This window comes from Lysinibacillus sp. C5.1 (assembly GCF_016350185.1).
Lineage (GTDB): Bacteria > Bacillota > Bacilli > Bacillales_A > Planococcaceae > Lysinibacillus > Lysinibacillus sphaericus.
The window spans coordinates 2,320,928-2,341,420 of record NZ_CP066226.1 but is presented as its reverse complement, the minus strand read 5'-3'; the positions used below and the strand labels follow the sequence as shown (position 1 = coordinate 2,341,420).

At 36.8% G+C, this 20,493-nt stretch carries 21 protein-coding genes and 1 riboswitch; of the genes, 11 read left to right on the top strand and 10 right to left on the bottom strand.

Annotated features, from left to right (window positions below; all coding sequences use genetic code 11):
* Positions 1 to 137 precede the first annotated feature (137 nt).
* Complete coding sequence (locus tag I5435_RS11330) at positions 138 to 1,742, top strand: ABC-F family ATP-binding cassette domain-containing protein (RefSeq protein WP_024361654.1); 1,605 nt, start codon at positions 138 to 140, stop codon at positions 1,740 to 1,742.
* A 113-nt stretch (positions 1,743 to 1,855) separates the two neighbouring features.
* On the opposite strand, the gene I5435_RS11325 is transcribed toward I5435_RS11330, so the two are convergent.
* On the bottom strand, positions 1,856 to 2,326 hold the full coding sequence (locus tag I5435_RS11325) for a DinB family protein (protein ID WP_337983841.1): 471 nt from the start codon (positions 2,324 to 2,326) through the stop codon (positions 1,856 to 1,858).
* 225 nt (positions 2,327 to 2,551) lie between these two features.
* Between I5435_RS11325 and I5435_RS11320 the strand changes: the two genes are divergently transcribed.
* From I5435_RS11320 to I5435_RS11295, 6 genes are all read left to right on the top strand, one after another.
* Positions 2,552 to 3,547: a S66 family peptidase gene (locus tag I5435_RS11320; RefSeq protein ID WP_024361652.1), complete on the top strand. Its 996-nt coding sequence runs from the start codon at positions 2,552 to 2,554 to the stop codon at positions 3,545 to 3,547.
* 59 nt (positions 3,548 to 3,606) lie between these two features.
* Positions 3,607 to 4,263 (top strand): hypothetical protein, encoded by a 657-nt coding sequence (locus tag I5435_RS11315; RefSeq protein WP_337983840.1) that lies wholly within the window; start codon positions 3,607 to 3,609, stop codon positions 4,261 to 4,263.
* 57 nt (positions 4,264 to 4,320) lie between these two features.
* The gene (locus tag I5435_RS11310) at positions 4,321 to 5,145 is read left to right on the top strand and encodes a S1C family serine protease (protein ID WP_337983839.1); all 825 of its coding nucleotides are present in this window, start codon (positions 4,321 to 4,323) and stop codon (positions 5,143 to 5,145) included.
* A 382-nt stretch (positions 5,146 to 5,527) separates the two neighbouring features.
* Positions 5,528 to 5,893 (top strand): DUF2089 domain-containing protein, encoded by a 366-nt coding sequence (locus I5435_RS11305; protein ID WP_024361649.1) that lies wholly within the window; start codon positions 5,528 to 5,530, stop codon positions 5,891 to 5,893.
* Between the two features lie 13 nt (positions 5,894 to 5,906).
* Positions 5,907 to 6,296 carry an SHOCT-like domain-containing protein gene (locus I5435_RS11300; RefSeq protein ID WP_024361648.1) on the top strand — a complete coding sequence of 130 codons (390 nt, stop codon included), beginning with the start codon at positions 5,907 to 5,909 and terminating at the stop codon, positions 6,294 to 6,296.
* 10 nt (positions 6,297 to 6,306) lie between these two features.
* Positions 6,307 to 6,588, top strand: a complete 282-nt coding sequence (locus I5435_RS11295) for a hypothetical protein (protein ID WP_337983838.1) — start codon at positions 6,307 to 6,309, stop codon at positions 6,586 to 6,588.
* 103 nt (positions 6,589 to 6,691) lie between these two features.
* Here the strand turns inward: I5435_RS11295 and I5435_RS11290 are convergent, their stop codons facing one another.
* From I5435_RS11290 to I5435_RS11280, 3 genes are all read right to left on the bottom strand, one after another.
* Positions 6,692 to 7,171 (bottom strand): YkvA family protein, encoded by a 480-nt coding sequence (locus I5435_RS11290; RefSeq protein WP_024361646.1) that lies wholly within the window; start codon positions 7,169 to 7,171, stop codon positions 6,692 to 6,694.
* Positions 7,172 to 7,378: 207 nt separating this feature from the next.
* Positions 7,379 to 7,579, bottom strand: coding sequence for a cold-shock protein (locus I5435_RS11285; RefSeq protein ID WP_004230088.1), 201 nt, complete (start codon positions 7,577 to 7,579; stop codon positions 7,379 to 7,381).
* 222 nt (positions 7,580 to 7,801) lie between these two features.
* A complete protein-coding gene (locus I5435_RS11280; protein ID WP_024361645.1) occupies positions 7,802 to 8,083 on the bottom strand; it encodes a DUF1033 family protein in 282 nt (93 codons plus the stop codon).
* Positions 8,084 to 8,214: 131 nt separating this feature from the next.
* On the opposite strand from I5435_RS11280, the gene I5435_RS11275 reads away from it, so the two are divergent.
* The 4 genes from I5435_RS11275 to I5435_RS11260 all read left to right on the top strand — a co-directional run bounded on the left by I5435_RS11275 (position 8,215) and on the right by I5435_RS11260 (position 12,250).
* Positions 8,215 to 9,942, top strand: a complete 1,728-nt coding sequence (locus tag I5435_RS11275; protein ID WP_337983837.1) for a methyl-accepting chemotaxis protein — start codon at positions 8,215 to 8,217, stop codon at positions 9,940 to 9,942.
* Positions 9,943 to 9,983: 41 nt separating this feature from the next.
* Positions 9,984 to 10,265: an acylphosphatase gene (locus I5435_RS11270; protein WP_024361643.1), complete on the top strand. Its 282-nt coding sequence runs from the start codon at positions 9,984 to 9,986 to the stop codon at positions 10,263 to 10,265.
* Between the two features lie 267 nt (positions 10,266 to 10,532).
* Positions 10,533 to 11,183: a 5-bromo-4-chloroindolyl phosphate hydrolysis family protein gene (locus tag I5435_RS11265; RefSeq protein ID WP_024361642.1), complete on the top strand. Its 651-nt coding sequence runs from the start codon at positions 10,533 to 10,535 to the stop codon at positions 11,181 to 11,183.
* On the top strand, positions 11,180 to 12,250 hold the full coding sequence (locus I5435_RS11260; RefSeq protein WP_258842112.1) for a toxic anion resistance protein: 1,071 nt from the start codon (positions 11,180 to 11,182) through the stop codon (positions 12,248 to 12,250). Before I5435_RS11265 ends, I5435_RS11260 begins: the two co-directional genes overlap by 4 nt.
* 64 nt (positions 12,251 to 12,314) lie before the next feature.
* On the opposite strand, the gene I5435_RS11255 is transcribed toward I5435_RS11260, so the two are convergent.
* The 6 genes from I5435_RS11255 to I5435_RS11230 all read right to left on the bottom strand — a co-directional run bounded on the left by I5435_RS11255 (position 12,315) and on the right by I5435_RS11230 (position 20,461).
* Complete coding sequence (locus I5435_RS11255; protein WP_025219552.1) at positions 12,315 to 12,512, bottom strand: DUF6501 family protein; 198 nt, start codon at positions 12,510 to 12,512, stop codon at positions 12,315 to 12,317.
* 500 nt (positions 12,513 to 13,012) lie between these two features.
* Entirely contained in the window at positions 13,013 to 13,744 is a 732-nt protein-coding gene (locus I5435_RS11250) for an amino acid ABC transporter ATP-binding protein (protein ID WP_024361639.1), read from the bottom strand.
* 13 nt (positions 13,745 to 13,757) lie between these two features.
* The gene (locus I5435_RS11245) at positions 13,758 to 14,483 is read right to left on the bottom strand and encodes an amino acid ABC transporter permease (RefSeq protein WP_024361638.1); all 726 of its coding nucleotides are present in this window, start codon (positions 14,481 to 14,483) and stop codon (positions 13,758 to 13,760) included.
* A gap of 284 nt (positions 14,484 to 14,767) precedes the next feature.
* Positions 14,768 to 15,622 carry a transporter substrate-binding domain-containing protein gene (locus I5435_RS11240; protein WP_337983836.1) on the bottom strand — a complete coding sequence of 285 codons (855 nt, stop codon included), beginning with the start codon at positions 15,620 to 15,622 and terminating at the stop codon, positions 14,768 to 14,770.
* A gap of 119 nt (positions 15,623 to 15,741) precedes the next feature.
* Positions 15,742 to 15,927: riboswitch (Lysine riboswitch) on the bottom strand.
* A 375-nt stretch (positions 15,928 to 16,302) separates the two neighbouring features.
* Positions 16,303 to 17,547: a 2-oxoglutarate dehydrogenase complex dihydrolipoyllysine-residue succinyltransferase gene (gene odhB / locus I5435_RS11235; RefSeq protein WP_337983835.1), complete on the bottom strand. Its 1,245-nt coding sequence runs from the start codon at positions 17,545 to 17,547 to the stop codon at positions 16,303 to 16,305.
* Between the two features lie 91 nt (positions 17,548 to 17,638).
* Complete coding sequence (locus I5435_RS11230) at positions 17,639 to 20,461, bottom strand: 2-oxoglutarate dehydrogenase E1 component (RefSeq protein WP_025219556.1); 2,823 nt, start codon at positions 20,459 to 20,461, stop codon at positions 17,639 to 17,641.
* Between the last annotated feature and the right edge of the window lie 32 nt (positions 20,462 to 20,493).

The following is a 20,493-nucleotide window of genomic DNA, read 5'->3' as shown; positions in this document are numbered from 1 at the left end:
AGTTTAGAAGTAGTTGGGGCAGCAACAGGGCTAATCACTAAATCAATGAACGATAAACGTTGCTGTCATAATGTTTATAGACTATGGAACATATTTCATGATATACTAGAGCCATTGTGAAAAAAGGAGGAACTTGCATGATTCAAGTAAGTAATGTAGGTCTTCGCTATGGCGATCGTAAACTATTTGAAGACGTAAATATAAAATTCACACCGGGGAATTGCTACGGTTTAATCGGGGCAAATGGTGCAGGAAAATCAACATTCCTAAAAATTCTTTCTGGTGAAATTGAAGCACAAGAAGGAAATGTTTCTATGGGTAAGGACGAACGTTTATCTGTCCTTAAACAAAACCACTTCGAATATGATGAGCATACAGTATTAGATACTGTTATTATGGGTAACAAACGCCTATATGATGTAAAAAATGAAAAAGATGCAATTTATGCAAAAGAAGATTTCTCTGATGAAGATGGCATGCGTGCTGCTGAATTAGAAGGTGAATTTGCAGAGCTAAACGGTTGGGAAGCTGAATCAGAAGCTGCAACATTATTAAACGGTTTAGGCATCTCAGATGACCTTCATTATATGTTAATGGGTGACCTTGAAGGTTCTGACAAAGTCAAAGTATTATTAGCACAAGCTTTATTCGGTCAACCAGATGTTCTATTACTGGATGAGCCTACCAACCACCTTGACTTAAAAGCAATTCAATGGTTAGAAGAATTTTTAATTAACTTTGAAAACACAGTAATCGTCGTATCCCATGACCGTCACTTCTTGAACAAAGTATGTACACATATCGCGGATTTGGATTTCTCTAAAATCCAATTATATGTGGGTAACTACGATTTCTGGTATGAATCTTCTCAGTTAGCGCAAAAAATGGCGCAAGACCAAAATTCGAAAAAAGAAGAGAAAATTAAAGAATTACAAGCGTTTATTGCTCGTTTCTCTGCCAATGCATCAAAGTCAAAACAAGCAACATCACGTAAAAAAATGTTGGATAAAATCGAGCTTGACGATATTAAACCATCTAGCCGTAAATATCCATTTATCAACTTCCAAATCGGTCGTGAAATCGGTAATGATGTCTTAACAGTGGAAGGTTTGACAGCGAGTCAAGAAGGTCAAACGTTATTTAAAGACATTCGCTTCTCAATGAATAAAGACGATAAAATCGTATTACTAGGTAGCCCGATGGCAAAAACAGCGCTTCTTGATATTCTAATGGAAGAAAAAGAAGCAGATGCTGGTACATTTAAATGGGGTGTCACAACATCTCAAAGCTACTTCGAAAACGATCATGATAAATACTTTGAAGGCTCTGAAAAATCATTAGTAGAATGGCTTCGTCAATATTCACCTGATGATGAAACAGAAAGCTTCCTACGCGGTTTCTTAGGTCGCATGCTATTCTCTGGTGAAGAAGTGAAAAAATCCCCTTCTGTCTTATCAGGGGGAGAAAAAGTGCGTTGTATGTTGTCTAAAATGATGTTAGCAACTGCTAATGTTATTTTACTTGATGAACCAACGAACCACCTTGACCTTGAGTCCATTCAAGCGCTAAATGAAGGGTTAATCCGCTTCAAAGGTGCCATGATTTTCACATCACATGACCATCAGTTCATCCAAACAATTGCTAACCGTGTCATTGAAATCCGTGAAGATGGTACGATTTTAGACAAACAGTTAACTTATGATGAGTTTTTAGAGTGGAAAGACAGCCAAGGTTTAAACTAAACCTTTCTCTAAATAACGTTTCATAGTATGATGCTCCCCCACTTACTTGGGGGAGTTTTTATTTTGGAAATTAAAAAACGACAAATACTGCTTGTATTTGCCGTCTCATTAGATTATTGCATTTCTTTCGTTGGTCCTAATACACCTGGTACAGGTAAACCAGCTTGTCGTAATAGTACAGTCATTTGTCCACGATGATGTGTTTGATGATCAATCATTGCGCGTAATAATGCGCCTCTAGAAATCGGTCCTTTAAAACCGTTCACTTCTTCTAGTAAGCCCTCATTTGATAGCTTTGCCGCTTCCTCTTTAATACTATTGGCTAACTTTTCATAGGTCGCTACAATTTCAGCTGCTGTAGCTGGAACTGGATCTTCTTGACGAATCATCGGCACTGTTAAACCTGCTAAATAACTAAAATAGCCTGCTGCACCAACTAAATGCCAGCCTAACCAACCTAACGAATTATGCCCTTCAACAATACATTGCTCTAACTTGTCATCCGTTATTGCTTTTAGTACTTGAACCGTTCCTTCCGCTGCAATTGACCAGTCGTTTAGAAAATCTTCTACTTGTCGATACATCAAATCGCCCCCATTTTTTGACTCTGACATTATCATAGTCAATTCTAAACAGTATCGCAAGTTCCTAGAATGTGGTTAACATACATAACAATATCAACTTTGCTACAAATGTTCTAAATTTCTGTTGATAGTAGCATCTATTTCATAAAGTAGTAGAGTTCACCCATATAGTTGTAAAATCATGTATAATGGGCTACAACTTAAATAATTGGAAAGAGGTATTTTATGTTCTCCCCATTAAAACAAGGCGATACTATTGGTATTTATTCGCCCTCCAAACCAGCTTCAGTACTTGCTAAAGCACGTTATGAACGAGGTAAGGCAAGATTACAGGCACTCGGCTTTACCATCAAGGAAGGTCTATTAACTGGCAAAAGTGATACATACCGTTCTGGTACGCCAAAGGAGCGTGCACAAGAGCTCAATGATTTACTACGGGATCCTACGGTGAAAATGATATTACCTACGATGGGAGGCACAAATGCAAATAGTATGTTGCCTTATATAGATTATGCAGCGTTACAACAAACGCCTAAAATACTTGTGGGCTTGTCGGATGTAACAGCCATCCTACTTGCTATCTATGCAAAGACTGGCATTCCGGTGTTTTACGGTCCTTCTGTTGCATCCACATTCGGTGAATTCCCACCATTCGTCAACTACACAGAACAATATTTTAAAGAGTTGTTTATGCAAGACGTGCCAATTCCTTATGAAATGCCCACTCCCCCTATCTGGACGGACGACCGTATTAATTGGCTTGAAAAAACTGTAGAAAAAACACAACATGATAATGCATGGATTACCGTACAACAAGGAAGTGCGGAAGGTCGTTTAATTGGTGGCAATATCAATACAATGTATGGTTTTATAGGAACCCCCTTTTTCCCACAAATAAAAGAAGGCGATATTTTACTGTTAGAAGATACATCTAAAACGATTGCTGTAGTGGAGAAAAACTTCGCCATGCTAAAATTACATGGCTTCTTTAACAACATTTCCGCAATTATTTTAGGTAAACATGAGCAATACGATGATGAAGGAACAGGACGAAAACCATACGATGTTCTGTTAGAACAGCTGGACGGGTTAGCCATCCCAATCTTGGCGGAGGTGGATTGTTGTCATACACACCCATTGCACGCAATGCCACTTGGTTTACGTGTCAAAGTGGATGCAACGCAAAAACGCATTACATTTTTAGAGAGCTGGTTCTGTTAATATTCGTATCTAGTCGTCACTTCACGTATACTTAAAGAAAAATGGCAAAGGAGTTGGATATGAGACAAATCATATTCTTATGTCTAGCACTCATTCTTGTTGGCTGTGCAAACAATCCAAAAACTGAGCGTCAGGAACAAGCTAGCCTTGCAACGAATCATGACAAGACCCAAACAGATGAGCAAAATACAAAACAGCTAGATGCAGGACTGATAACTGACTATTTCCCTCCAGATGGATCAACAGCTTATTTTCAAGGTGAAGGCAACGAATTTGCTAGTTACACACTTCAGACAAGCTATATCGATAAAACGTCAATTGCACAAATCGAAAATAATGGCGGTGTCATTTTATTAAAAGTTTATCGTATTACAAATACCGCAATAGAACTTGTTTATATGGAAGCGGTCGATGAAGCTCCTACAGTGCCAACAGCTCAAGAAATAGCATCCTTTCCGGTTATGGAAACGATTTTACAACAACCGCTGCAAGTTGGGCATCGCTTTGATGGTTGGGTCATTCTATCGACTACTGCCGCTATCACAACGAGCTTCGCCACTTTCCACAATGTAATTGAGCTTAGGAAAACAAAGGACAACATGACGACGACAAAATACTTTGCCAAAGGTGTGGGGCTGATCCATACTAAAGACGAAATGAAAACAAATAAAGAAGAAGTTTTTACGGTCACTTCAACGCTTCAAAAAATCGAATAAATTGTCTACATCGGCGTCTCTCTGGCGCCTTTTTCTTTAAGTAAGGAGGTAGCTTACATGAGCGATATACATAAGCACACTACTGAAGAAGAGTTAACAGAAGAGGAATTGATTGAACTTGTTCTGGCAGAGCAACAAAAGGCTTTAGCTGAAGAACGGGAAAGACGACTGCAAGGAAGCAAGCCGAAGAAGCAGAAGCCTATTATTAAATGGATGATATGGTGCATGGCGTTCGTCTTATTTATGAATACATTTGCGCTGATTTTCCAAATTTACTCGATACCAGCTATTGAATTTCTCAAGGTCTCTAGCCAATTATCAAAGCAAGAAGATATTCAAACGTATAAAAAAGCGATTGTTGAAGTCTCTACTGGCTCTAGTAAAGGGACAGGCTTTGTCATTTCTCCAGATGGCTTAATAGTAACAAATGCCCATGTGGTGGAATATGCGCTTACATTGTCTGTTGTCTTTCCAGAACAAGGGCTTATGGAAGCACAATTAGTACAAAGTTTTCCTGAAGTCGATTTAGCTCTTTTGCAAGTTACTGGTACCAATCTACCGTCGTTAACGCTTGCCAATCGCCCTAGTTATCAAGAAGATGAGGCAGTTTATTTCATTGGTAATCCACTAGCTTTCACAGGTATTGCAAATAAAGGAACATTACTAAAAGAAATTTATCTTGATGATTGGCAGGTGCCCGTTATGATGATGCAAGCACCTGTATACAAAGGCAATAGTGGGAGCCCTGTTCTTAATACAGACGGTGATGTTATTGGTATTGTGTTCGCCACCATGAAAAAGGAGCCTTATGGACGAGTAGGATTGTTTATACCTGTACATGTTTTACAAGAACAAATCGAGCAAACTATTAATGCATCGTAATTAACTTAGCAACTGATGTACTTCTATGATTAATAAAAGCCCCCCATCTATCTTCAATAGATAGCGGCGGGGCTTCTCCTATTACATCTTTCCTGACATTTCATCATGATTATATACGCTTCACTACACGATATACTTTCAGTTAGACATAATTGTACCCCCCTTCTTTCAAGAATATATTCCAATTTCAAAAACCACTCATATTTAGTGATACGTCACTCCTCCTATTGCTCTTATAAATCGAAAATCAAACTACAATTTAATACAAAAGATTAAATTATTGAAGTTTTTTATTAATAAAATTAATTTATTTAATTTTAATGTTTATTTTATTGATTTTTTATTATATAATTTAATCAACAAATAGAAAGGATGTCACACTATGGCTTATAAAGTAATTACAAATTGTCCGGTCTGTAGTAAAACATTAAAAATAACCAGGCTAAAATGCTCTCATTGTCACACTACGATTGAAAATGAATTTGAATTATCAAAGCTGGCTTCCTTATCAAAGGATCAGCTGCATTTTGTGGAAGTATTTTTGACATGCAGAGGGAATATTAAAGAAGTTGAAAAAGAATTGGGTATTTCCTATCCAACGGTAAGAGGCAAGTTAACAGACATTATTTCATCCCTTGGATATGAGCCAAAAAAGAAAAATGAAATCGACGAAAAAAAAGTTGTCACTATGTTGGAAAATGGCGAAATCACAGCTGAAGAAGCCATTAAACTTTTAAAAGAAGAATAAGGAGGAATCAATGATGAAAGAAGAAATTTCAAGAGTGTTAACCATGATTCAAGAAGGAAAAATTGATGCAGACAAAGGATCTGAACTAATTCAAGCATTAAAGGATAAAGAAGAAACGGGAAATATATCGTTAGAAAAACCAACTACCTATTTAGATAAAACATTAAAAATTCGTGTGATTTCTGCCGAAAATGATAATGTTACAGTTAATTTGCCTATAAAACTTGTAAAAGTAATATTAATGGCAGGTCACAGCATTGCTGCAAGCATACCTCAATCAGAAAAATATGTTAAAGATATAGATATCAACCTTATCTTAGAAGCAATCGAAAACGAATTAGATGGCCAAATTGTTGATATTAAATCTGCAGACGGGGATACCGTTTCAGTTATTATTGAATAGTGAAACGCTTATGATGTATGTCAAAGTAAAAGCAAAAGGTGTGCGCTTCACCATTCCTATTCCATATGCATTTGTCAATATCGCTATTTCCATTTTAACTTCAAAGTTTATCCAGCTAATGGCAAACAAATGGACAAAAGATCACTTCGAAAGAAAAAAAATAGACTTTACTTTTCCACCAATAGATAGAGAAGTGCTCAAACATATTGTTCGGGAGCTGAAAAATTATAAAGGAATCGTACTAGTGGATGTCAAAGCAAATGATGGTACTGAAGTGAAGGTTAAATTATAGTTTGCAGTACGTGGAGAAGGTACAGTGAACAAAGCGAACAATCCCCCCTTTCTAAAAGAATGGGGGATTTTAATTCGGAACAATTTAAGTTAACATAATATAATTATTTTTTGTTTTTGTGCAGATAGTTTGTAACAATTGATTTTGCAGGCATTTTACTTAAAAGTTCCTCGCTTGTTTCTGTTAGTTTTTGTAAAAGTCCAAGCAATTTCTCATCACCAGTCCAATGTTTTTCAATCACTTCAGGGCCCAATTTATTAATCGTCATATTAAGAACATACGTGGCTAACATCAAGTCATCCAGAAAACCGCCAAAACCAAATATACCTTCTGGTAAAACATCCATTGGGAAAATAAAATACGTAATGGTTGCCCCAATTAATGTTTTACTTTTAGAGTCAATTGCAGGATCTGTCACGATTTTAATTAGTAAATGAAATATATCAGGTACAAATAATAAATAATCAGCATATCGATGATTCTTCCCTGTTTTTGAAGTGAAAAATTGTACAAGTTTCTTCCGCAATGTTTGATAATAATCATGATGTTCCTGCTTATTCTGTTTGTTTCCGTTGTTATCCATGTTGAGCTGCCTCCTTCTACTTTAATTTCCTTTTACCCCAAAACGAAAAAATAATCCTATTAATAATTAAAAATGAGCTATTGAAAACGAGTCCATAGCAAAATACCTGCCCTTACTATTGTCGAACTAGCGCAAAAGTATACAAAAAAAGCACCCTATAAAAATAGGGTGCCTTTTTTTAACGAAAGTAATTTTAATTACCGAGAATTAAAGTTTAGTTACGTTAGCAGCTTGTGGTCCGCGGTTGCCATCTACAACTTCGAATTCCACTTTTTGACCTTCGTCAAGTGTTTTGAAACCTTCGCCTTGGATAGCTGAGAAGTGTACGAATACGTCGTTTTCGCCTTCAACTTCGATGAATCCAAAACCTTTTTCTGAGTTAAACCATTTTACTGTACCTTGTTTCATTTAAAAAAACCTCCAAAAAAATAAAAGTGAACAATATGTAATTTCTTCAACGAATTAAAAAAATTCACATATTACAAAGAGTACCGAACTAACGCGATCACTTTTTGTAATATGTGAATCCATGTTTCCGGTGAAGCAATTAAATTGTTAAGTTAAGTATACCATCATTCATAATTTTGTCAAATAAAGAAAATTGTTTTTTTAATTAATTTGAAAATTTATTTAACAATGTCCTTCAAAAGCCATTATGCCATGGTATACTTGCGCATCATCATCACAAGCTTCGCAGTAAAAACTTTCATCTTCAGACCAAAAAGCCCAAAAACCACCCTCTTTAGTCGCTTCATGTTCATATACTGATCGGAAATGCGCTAATTTCCGTTGTAATGCTTGCTCAAATTGCTCTTTTGTATCAAACGTTTCTTGCGTTTGAATAAAAGCTTCCCAGCCTTCAAATTTCCACCAAGGCTCATAGTCAGCTTTCATGTAAAGTATTGTATACATATTTGCCACATTCCTTGCTGTTATAAGATATTCTAATTTTAGCAAACACTTCTGAAATGTCTATTAAAACACCCTGCAATATGCTATTATTACCTTATTATTCATTATTTAATTTGGGAGGTATTTTTTTTATGTTTTCAAGTATTCGACCTAAGGCCGAGCTAGAACAATTGCTAAAGCGAGGGACCAACTTAAGTGCAACAGGCCGTTTCAACAAGACATTGGCATTTAATCATTTTAATAAACAAGATGAAGAAAATTTAAAAGCTCTCTTTTATAAATTGAAGGATATTACGCCTTCTATGAATGCAATATTTAAAAATTATTTAAATGAAATCTCTCCCTCCTCTCAACAAACGATTAGTGAAGAAAATATTAGTCGCTATTTAACACAATTTTTCTTGGCCACTCGTGATGATGAATATGTGGATGAAACGGTAAAGTTTTTCAATCTGTTTCGAAAAAACCAATATGAACCTGGTAAGTTAATTGTAGTATTTAACCAATTTGCCTTTTATATTACGACTTACATTTTACATAACTTTGGTTTAAAACCATACAAAGCTTTTGAGTATATGAAATCTTTCCAATCAGCTGTCAATGTGGACCAGGAACTGCTTGTGGAAGTATTAACAGAGCGTATAATCGAGAACGTTGTCGCTGAAATTTCATCACTTATGGATGTAAATGCAAAAATTATGTACATGAAAGATTTAGTATTTAGTTTAGATAAACAAAATGAAGAAATACAATCTTCTACTGCTGCAACAGAGGAAATTGCCGCATCAATCAATGAAGTTGCTCGGATGTCCTCGCATATTTCTGAAAAAACAACGGAATCAGTTGATCATGCTGTCAAAGGTAAGAATGCCATTGAGCATGCTTTATCAGAAATTTTTAAAACGGAAGAAACGTTTACTAATATCGTTGATTCGTTTACTGAGTTACAAAAACGTGTCAATGATATCGAACACGTTGTGACATTAATAAACCAAATTGCCGATCAAACAAACTTACTTGCACTGAATGCCTCAATTGAAGCTGCTCGTGCTGGTGAACATGGCAAAGGATTTGCTGTAGTAGCGCAAGAAGTCCGTAAATTAGCAGAAGGAACGGTTTCCGCTCTTAGTGAAGTATCAACAAATGTTCACCATCTGAAAAGTTACTCCAATGATGTATCACATTCCATAACGGAAACAACAACGATTATTAAGGAAGCTACAATTGAGGCAAAACAATCATTACCACTGCTAAATGCTATTGTTGCTGCAATTGAAGGGATTAATCTCGATGTGACCAATACAGCTGCCATTTCGCAGGAGCAAGCTGCTGCCATAGACGAAGTATCAGCACGAATGATTGAAATTTCAGGCCATCAAGATGATATTCGTGATTATAGTTATAATACATCCAGCGATATACACTTACTCGGGCAAGAAATTAATCGTTTCCGTAATGATATTATCGCAAATAATAATGTCCAGTTATCTTCCATTGCTTTATTACAACTTTCAAAAGCAGACCATATTTTATGGAAATGGCGTATTTATAATATGTTCCTTGGTTTAGAAGAAGTGCAACCAAGTGACGTGTCTTCACATACTGAATGCCGACTCGGTAAATGGTATACTGCTCCTCGGACAGTGGAACGTTTTGGTCATTTACAAGATTATCGTGAATTAGACGAATATCACCTACAAGTGCATAAATCGGCTAAGTTAGCTGCGGAAGCATATCAAGAAGGCAATATTCAAAAGGCTGATGGCCATTTACAAGAGGTAGACGAGGCCTCGAAGCGTGTTCTATTCTATATTAATAATTTAATTACGTACTTGGAAAAAGAACGTGTTATGCAGTAAGGTGGAGGGACTACCCTCCTCTACTTTTGGGAGGTTTTAGCGTGAACAAGAGAGCGCTGATTAAATTTTTCGGAGATGTTTATGGAACAGGATATCGCTTTTTTATCAAACAAAAAGCGATAGAATTAGGCTTGAAAGGTTATTGCAAGTTGAATGCTCAAGAGCAAATAGAAGTAGAGGTAGAAGGTTCAAAAAAAGCAATTGATGAATTTCTACTATTTGTTCAAAAGGGTGTTAGCCTACAAGCAGATTCAAATTCTTTTGCTTTAGAACTTTTCGACGATTTAAAAGGTTATGTACGTATGGAGTCGGACATTGTTTAAGTCTGACTTCTTTTTTCTACTTGTCATTTTACACAAGAAAAAACAGTAAGTGACGGACTTTTGCTAATGGTCTTCTATAAAACGAACATACTATAAAGAATACACGCCTAGCAAAATGTGAATTCTACCCATTTGACAAGTGTATTTATTGAGAAACTTAGCAATTAGCAGTAAAATTTATGTAAGTCTTAAGATAATTATTGAAACTTTATGTCGATTTTAACGTATTAAAAGATAGACATATTGAAAAGCAAGGAGGAAGAAACGATGCTCAGTATCGGACAGTTTTTCTCAAGACATACCGCTAGCCTTTTAATTTCTCTATCAACTGTTTCTATTACAGCGTTTGCGGCAAATCCAGGATTCTTCCTTGGTGGTTGTTTGTTCGCTGGCACCTATGCAACGAGCACAACTTTGCTAAAACTAAATCAAAAAAGAAAAGTTATGCACATAGCAGGAATTACAAAGGATGAGTATAAACATATTGATTTACAGCTATCGACAGCTAACAAACATATTCAAACATTAAGCCAAAACTATTTACGAGTACGTTCCGTGTCAGCCTTTAAGCAATTACTCGAAATGACACGTATTTCAAAAAACATTATCAAAATTGTCAAAACTGATCCAAGAAAGTTTTACAACGTGGAGCCATTTTTCTATGCGCATCTTCCTTCTGCTGTTGAATTGACTGAAAAGTATACTATGTTGTCAAAACAGCCTGTCAAAGATAAAGAAATCCAAATTACATTATCAAAAACGCGTGAAACATTAGCGGATTTAAATTCCACGTTTCAAATTGATTTAAAGGATGCACTCTCTAATGATATCGATCATCTTCAAATGGAAATTGAATTCGCAAACCGTTCCAATTTAAAACGGAAAGAACAATTGGAATGGCGAGGCGAGGAAAAATGACAGCTAACAGAGATGCTTTCGTCCATTTAGATTCATTGCAAGGAATCTCACCTCTTGTACAAAGCTATTTAGCATCGTCAAATCAAGAAGCGATGGAGACCTATGAGACACTGTCACCTCTTGCCCAAAGTCGTGCACTTTTATATGCAAGTCAAATTGACCTAAGTAGTTTTGAATCCGTATTATCATTAGGTCAAGACTCTCAACGTGCAGTCTCTCAATTTGCAGATCGTATGCTTGCCCAAGTGAAGGATAAAGATGTCACAAAAATTGGTCAAATGCTAGATTCCTTAATGCAAACATTAGACCGTGTAGACCCTGCGGCACTAGAGCCAAAAAAACCTTCCTTCTTTAAAAAAATGTTCGGTAAAACGAGTCCTAGCGTCAAACAAACATTAACGGAATTTGAACGCATTAGTATTCAAGTCGAACGAATTGGTGTTCAACTCGAACGTGCTCAACTACAACTGTTAAAAGACGTAGAAATGTTAGAACAGCTATATGCACACAATAGAGGATTTTTTGAAGAGCTTGCAACTGCCATTGCAGCTGGACTGATGAAAAAACAGCAAGCCATTGAAGTAGAGTTACCTACAAAAGTGGATATTGTACAAACAACTAAACAACCGCTAGCTATTCAGCAGCTCAATGATTTCACAGCACAACTGGAAAGACTCGACCAACGTATTTATGATTTACAAGTGTCCCAGCAGGTTGCATTACAAACTGCCCCTCAAATACGCATGATTCAACAAGCTAATCAAACGCTTGCTGAGAAAATAGAGTTTTCAATTGTGACACTCATTCCTCTTTGGAAAAATCAATTGGCTATGATGTTATCCATGAATATGGATCATCATTACAATCAATTGGAAGAAAGACTGGCACGAACAAACGAGCGCTTTACTAGTCCTACTTTTGAACAGCAAGTAATGAAATTTAAAGAAACACAGCAGGAGCTTAAAACGGCCATTCAAGATGTTTTTGCTTTGCATACTGCGACAGAACAGGATAGACAACATTTACAACTAGATGTTGCTGGGATGAAAAAAACAACGAAGGAATAATATACTGGGTCGCTAAATATATAAAGGGGTGTCTCAGAAGTTCTCTGTGACACCCCTACTCATTTTATGCGAAATACTCTTTGTAGTAACCACCGATATTACCCGTGTTGTCAATAATGAAAATGAACTCTTCTGTTTCATTTTTCACTTCATACTCTTTTCCTACTGTTAATACGTTGGATACTAAATATTTTGATGCATTCGTATGTTTGCAAGTAACCGTACGAAGTGTTGGCGCATCTTTCCATTTTAAATGTAACATAATTTCTCTACCTCTCTTTACTAGCACTTAGCTAACGTCTATTGTTTATTTTATACGATTTTAGCTCTTTTGTGGAGAAAAAACTATAGAAGTCTATATTTTGTACTTAATGACGTTTTATTTACACATTTACCCTAATAAAATGATACTAGAGGTGTTGTTATGAGTTTTGGTGGTGTTCCGCAATGGTTTTTTATCATCGCTGTTGCATTTGCCATTTGCTTTATTTTATATGCAGAATGGAATTCTAGAAAATAAATGAGTCCATATGTTATGGAACTCCCTTAAGACTGTAGAAACTTGTTTTTACTTTAAAAATACTTTCCTAGCACTCGTAAGCCCTACCGCGACTTTTCATGGTGGGGCTTGCCTAGTGCTATTACATTTTACATGTAGATTTCCGATACGGAGTGCTTTCCTATTACAGATGTGACTGAAGCATTATCAAGTGTCAGCACGGACTGAAATCCATTGATGCTGAAGATAAACGAACGCTACACTTACTTCAGCGTTCGTTTTAAAAACTCTTTTGTACGTTCATGTTCTGGGTTTACTAGCACCTTCGATGGTGGCCCCTCTTCCACAATTACCCCTTTATCCATAAATACAACACGATCTGCAACTTCCTTCGCAAACTCCATTTCATGTGTTACGATTAACATCGTATTTCCTGAATCCGCCAACTCTCGCATAACTTTTAAGACTTCCCCGACCATTTCTGGGTCTAGCGCAGATGTTGGTTCATCAAATAGCATTACATCTGGATTCATCGATAATGCCCGCGCAATCGCTACACGTTGCTTTTGACCACCAGAAAGTTGACGTGGCTTAGCATTGACGTATTGATCCATACCGACGATTTTCAGATATTTCAAGGCTGTTTTCTCTGCTTCATCTTTTGAACGTTTGAGCACCTTTACTTGCCCTACTGTACAATTTTTTAACACATTATGATTGTTAAATAAATTAAACTGTTGGAAAACCATTCCTAAATGGGTACGATAAGCTTTAATATTATGCTTTTCGTTTAAAATATTTTCCCCTTTATAAATAATTTCGCCACCATTTGGCGTTTCAAGTAAATTAATGCAACGTAAGAGTGTTGATTTACCGGAACCTGATGAACCGATTAAGCATACAACCTCTCCTTTTTCTACTTTAAAATTCACATCTTTCAACACTTGGTTACGTCCAAATGATTTACTTAAATGCTCTATTTGAATGATTGCCATTTGTTCGTCCTCCTTAGTCAATTTCCTTTAATTCTTTTTGATAAGCATCCGGTCCATCAAGGCGTTTTTCAACGTATAATAATATTCTTGATGCCGTAAATGTCATGATAAAGTACAGCACACATGCAACAAAGAATGATTCGAAATAGCGGAAGTTATTACCTGATATTGATTTCGTTTGGAAAAATAGTTCCGTTACGCCAATCACACTTAAAACAGCCGTATCTTTAATATTCATAATTAATTGGTTGCCTGTCGCCGGTAAAATATTACGCGCAACTTGTGGTAATACGACATACATCATTATTTGTACATGTCCCATCCCAATAGCAGAAGCAGCTTCGTACTGTCCTTTATCAATGGAAACAATCCCTCCACGAACAATTTCTGCCATATAAGCACCTGTATTAAGCGAAACGACTAAAATACCTGCCGTAATAAAGTGCATATCAATCCCAAAAGCAATATCTAGTCCGTAAAATACTACCATTGCTTGTACAATCATTGGTGTACCACGGAAAAATTCTACATAGCATGTCAGTATAAAATTAACACATTTTAATACATAATATTTTATACCCTTTTTACGTACTGGAATGGTATGCATAATCCCAATAAAAAATCCGATAAATGCACCAATGACTGTACTGATAATTGAAATAAGTAATGTATAATACGCACCTCGTAAAAACATTTGCCAGTTGTTTTCTATTATAGAAATGATCCAATCTAAACTCATGATGTTCCTCCTAACAACGCGTTGTTGCTTGATATCAAATATGCCTTAGCGAAATCATCTCTTCATTTGAATGATGTTGCTTTATTCAAATTATGTGATACACACCATAGACATGAGCATTTATCAGAAGGTGCTACCCTTCTATATAAACGAAAATGATTGAGGCTGCACCGCTTAATAAAAATCCTTTTTATTTCCAAGGATTCATACTTTTATATCAAAAAATAGCATACTAGAAATACTTCCAGTATACTATTTTCCATTTTGGCGCAACCTCAACGAAATTACTGTGCTGCAGGTTGTTGAAGAATTGCTTCTTCCATAATTTTTTGGCGATCATCTTCTGAAATACCTTTTAGGATTTCATTGATTTTATCTAGACTTGCATCACCTTTACGTAAACCAACTGCAATTGAAGTATTTGAAATATCTGTATCAAAGCCTTCTTCGAATGATACAAATGTAAATTTGTCATTCGCTGCTGCAGCGGAAATACCTTCTGGACGCTCTGCTACATAACCATCAATTTTGCCTGCTTCTAAAGCGACACGCATTGCAGAGAAATTCTCCATTGCTGTCTGTTTTACTACGCCTTTAATTTGATCAATTACATTGTAGTTAGACGTATTTAACTGTGAAGTAACTTTTGCACCTGAGAAATCTTGAATAGATTTTGCATCTTCGTATTTACTACCTTTTTTAATTACCATGACGAAATCAGAAGTATAGTAGTTTTCTGTAAAATCAATTGTTTGTTTACGTTCTTTAGTTGGGGACATCCCCGCTACAATCGCATCAATTTTTTTGGATTGTAGTGCTGGAACTAAACCATCCCATTCCATTTTGACAATAACTAATTCTTTTCCTAAACCTTCAGCAATCTTTTTCGCCATTTGTACATCATAGCCGCCTGCATATTCTGCATTATCAGCAATTTTTACTGCACCATTTGAATCATCTTGCTGTGTCCAGTTAAATGGAGGATAACCTGCTTCCATACCTATGCGGAATTCTCCACCTGTTTCTTCTTTCGCCGCATCACCTGATGCTTTGTCTTCCGATTTGTCTCCAGCACCACAAGCTGCTAACAAAATCGCTGTCATTGCCGTTAACATAAATAGCAACCATTTTCTTTTCATCTAAAACTCCCCTTTTCTGTAAAAAAAATAAAGCAACTGTACAAAAAAAGACCTAAGTTTTGAACTTAGGTCTTACCTTTTATTGACAGTTGCCCAAATCCTCACTATAATTTCCATCATTCTGAGATAGCACAACCTAGTAAACTGGAATTAGATTTACTAGGACAGTCCTGCACTTATTCACTGCAGACCCAGCATAAAAGTACGAGCTCCTTTTATACTTCGGCGATATTTCCTTCTCCATTACGTCTTCGCTTGCTTTAACTCAGCAATGGACTAATAAATACCGCGCCTCTACCTCACATAGATAACAGTGAGGTTTGTTTATTTAATTGATATTTAGATATTACTATAAAGCTAGTCTATTCGTCAAGATAGTTTTATCATTTTTCTGACTAATGACAAAATTAGGTTATTATCCTTCTAAAATCCATAAATTACATCTAAGAAAGTAGAAGTGTTGTAATTATTATTTAATATTTTTCCATAAAATATTATCATGTTCAATACTACCGGCAATACAAAAGATTCAGTATTTCTCTACATTTAAAGGCCTTTAGACCAATTGTATAAGGCGAAATTTCGTCTATTCCTTGAGAACCGAAGCTTCCCTATACAGGGACAACAAAAAGCCCTGCAAACCGTTAAATTTGCAGGGCTTGAACACATATTTTTCTATATTAAGAATTTAATAATAAATCTTCTGGATTTTCAAGTAATTCTTTAACTGTTTTAAGGAAGCCTACAGAATCTTTACCATCGATAATGCGGTGGTCATAAGATAGTGCTAAGTACATCATAGGACGAATTTCTACTTCACCGTTCACTTCTACTGGACGTTTTTTAATTGAGTGCATACCTAAAATAGCAGCTTGAGTACCGTTCATAATAGGTGTTGACATTAATGAACCGAATACACCACCATTTGTAATCGTGAATGAACCGCCTTGAAGATCAGCGATACCTAATTTTTTATCGCGAGCTTTTTTAGCTAAATCTGCAATTGAATCTTCAATTTCAGCAAAGTTTTTACGGTCAGCATCGCGAACAACTGGTACTACTAAACCTTCTTCAGTTGATACAGCTACACCAATATCAAAGAAGTTATTTAAGTGAATTTCATCGCCAACGATTTGAGCATTCACATATGGGTATTTTTTAAGTGCAGCCACTACTGCTTTTGTGAAGAATGACATGAAACCAAGCTTAGAGCCTGTTGACTCAAAGAATTGTTCTTTTTTACGTGAACGTAATGCCATTACGTTTGTCATATCTACTTCATTGAATGTTGTAAGCATAGCAGTTGATTGCTTCACTTCTAATAGACGTTTAGCAATTGTTTGACGACGACGGCTCATTTTTTCAATTGTAACACGAGATTCGTCAACAGCTACTACTGCTTTTGGTGCTGCTGGCGCTGCTTGTGGCGCTACTACTGGTGCTGTACCATGAGCTGCAACGTCTTGAACACGTACACGGCCTTGTGGATCTACTGGAGATACAGCTGCAAGGTCAATACCTTTTTCACGAGCAAGTTTACGTGCTGCAGGAGACGCAATGACACGCTCACCTGTAGTTTCTTCTACAACTGGTGCTGGTGTTGGAGCTGCTGCTTGTGGCGCTGCTGGTGTTGGAGCTGCTGCAACTGGTGCTGCAACTGGTGCTGCAGCTGGTGCTGGTGCTGCACCTTCGCCAGCTTCTACAACTGCGATTACTTGACCTACAAGAACAGTATCGCCTTCTTCAGCTAAAATTTGTGTTAGTACGCCAGCTTCTTCAGAGATGATTTCAGCGTTTACTTTATCTGTTTCAAGTTCAACGATAAATTCACCTTTTTCCACGCGGTCGCCCACTTTTTTAACCCACTGTGCAATACTACCTTCTGTAATCGATTCTGCTAATTCAGGGACTTTAATTTCAGCCACTTTCATTTCCTCCTTTGATTAACGTGCATAATGCACATAAAAGGGCTACCGCCTTAGGCAAGTAGCCCAGCTTCCAGTAATGTTGATATGTTTATTTAACTTTAACCGTTTCAGCCACTGCTTCTTCAATGACAGCAGACTGAGCTGCTTTATGAGAATCTGCATCGCCTTCTGAAGTTGAGCTCATTGCAGGACGACCTACATAACGAAGCTTTTTACCTTCAGATAGCTCATATAATGTTTCTAATGCGTAATTCCAAGCACCTTGGTTTTTAGGTTCTTCTTGCACCCATGCAATTTCTTTTACATTTGGATACTTAGCAATAATATCAGCTACTTGCGCTGTTGGGAATGGGTAAAGTTGTTCTACACGCACAATGTGTAAGTGATCGAAGCCTTCTCCATCTTTCACGCGGTCTGCTAAATCGATCATTACTTTACCAGTACCTAATACAATACGCTCAACAGATTCCGTTTTTGTACCTAATCCTGGTTGCTCAATTACTTCTTGGAATGAACCATCTGCTAATTGCTCAGCACTTGCTGCAGCTAATGGATGACGAAGTAAAGATTTTGGTGATACAACAACTAATGGGCGTACACCCTCTGTTTCTAACATTGCTGCTTGACGGCGTAATAAGTGGTAGTAGTTACCTGCATTCGAGCAGTTCGCAACAAACCAGTTATTTTCTGCTGACATTTGTAAATAACGTTCCATACGACTTGAAGAGTGTTCAGGACCTTGACCTTCATAACCATGTGGTAAAAGGATGACAAAGCCTGATTTTTGACCCCATTTAGAACGTGCACCTGAAATGAAGTTATCAAACATCACCTGTGCCATGTTTGCAAAGTCACCAAATTGTGCTTCCCATACAGATAAAACATTGCCTTTTTCTAAATTGTAACCGTATTCAAAGCCTACAACTCCAGCTTCAGTTAATGGAGAGTTGTGAACTGTAAATGAAGCATTTGCACCTGAGATATGGTGAAGTGGTGTAAATACATTGCCGTTATTTTTGTCATGTAACACTAAATGACGTTGTGAGAATGTACCACGTTGCGCATCTTGACCAGTAAAACGAACAGGTGTGCCATCTTGAATAATTGTTGCATATGCTAATGTTTCAGCATGACCCCAGTCAATTTTAGCAGAAGTAAATGCATCGCGACGTTTTTCTAAAATTTTACCTAATTTCTTTTGTGGCTCGAAGTTTTGTTCAAACACTAAAAGTTCTTCGTTTATTGTTTGTAAACGTTCAGCACCTACTGCTGTATCAATTTGTGGGAATTCAATTTTTAATTCTTCTGGCATCTCTATCTGTTTATGTTCATCTTTAGCTGCCATTTCTTTTACATGATCGTAAGCCACTTGCATTTCAGCATAGATTGCTGCATCAAGTGCTGCTACTTCATCAGCAGTAACTAGGCCTTCAGACACTAATTGCGCACCATACAATGTACGAATTGTATCATGTTTTGCAACAAGTTTATATGTTTCTGGATTTGTTACAGTTGGGTCATCTGTTTCATTGTGACCATGTCGACGGTAACCAATTAAGTCAACAATAATATCTTTACCGAATTTTTGGCGATAGTTAGCAGCAAAACGACCTACTTGTGCTACAGCTTCTGGGCTATCTGCATTGACATGTACAACTGGTACTTCGTAACCTTTTGCTGGGTCAGAAGAATAAACAGATGAACGTGAGTCTTGTAGTTCCGTAGTGAAACCAATCATATTGTTCGCAATGATATGAATTGTACCACCAGTTGAGAAACCTTCAGTTTTAGAATAGTTTAACACTTCTGTTACAATCCCTTGACCTGGGAATGCAGCGTCACCATGCACAAGGATACCTAGTCCTTTTGCTGGGTTATGCACAGCTTGCCCTGGCTTAGATGTCTCATCTTGTGTTGCACGAGTAGAACCTAATACTACCGGATTTCCAACTTCTAAGTGTGAAGGGTTATACGCTAGTTTGACATTCATACCTGATTCACGTGTATAAGAAGCACCCATGTGGTATTTCACATCACCAGTCCAACCTTTTGTAATTTCAAGTCGACCGTGCTCTGGCATAAATAAATCGTTTGAAACATGTGCAAAGTCAGAGAACATCATGTCATATGGCTTATTTAAAATATGTGTTAGCACATTTAGACGACCACGGTGTGCCATACCAATACGAACATTTTCTACTTTGTTCGCTTCTACTGTTTTTAAAATTTCATCAAAAAGGACGATTTGAGTATCTAAACCTTCACCTGAGAAACGTTTTTGACCAACAAATGTTTTGTGAATAAATTTCTCAAAGTTCTCAACACGTGTTAAACGGTCTAATAACGCTTTTTTCTCATCTGAAGATAGTGCTTGTTTTAAAGAACCAGATTCAATTTGAGTTTGAATCCAATCACGTTCTTCAGTTACGACAACATGCCCATATTCAAAAGCTATTTTATCTGTATAAACAGATTTTAAATAATCAATTGCATCCTTACCATTTTTCACGCCCGCTGGCACATCTTTGAAGAAGATAGCAGCAGGAATTTCTGCTAAATCCGCAGGACTTAAGTTGAACGCACTTTCTTCAATTTGCGCTGTTTGAAGTGCACGATTTTTCAAAGGATAAATATCTGCTGCTAAATGTCCTTGTGAACGAATTGCATCAGCTAATTTAACAGCTGCCAATACCTTTTTATAATCGCCAGCAGGAGCTGCTGAACCACTTACTACAGCTACATCACCTTCTACTACGACTGGTGCACCAAATTGTTGGAATAATGATACTAACTCCGGTTCTACTTCTTCAGGAGACTGTAAGAATAAGTCGTATTGCTCCATCACATATCCTAAGTTAGGACCAGAGAAAGCTGACCATGGAGAACTTACAGTTGTAACGTTGTTCGACATGAAAAATGACCTCCAAATTTTGCCTATCGGCA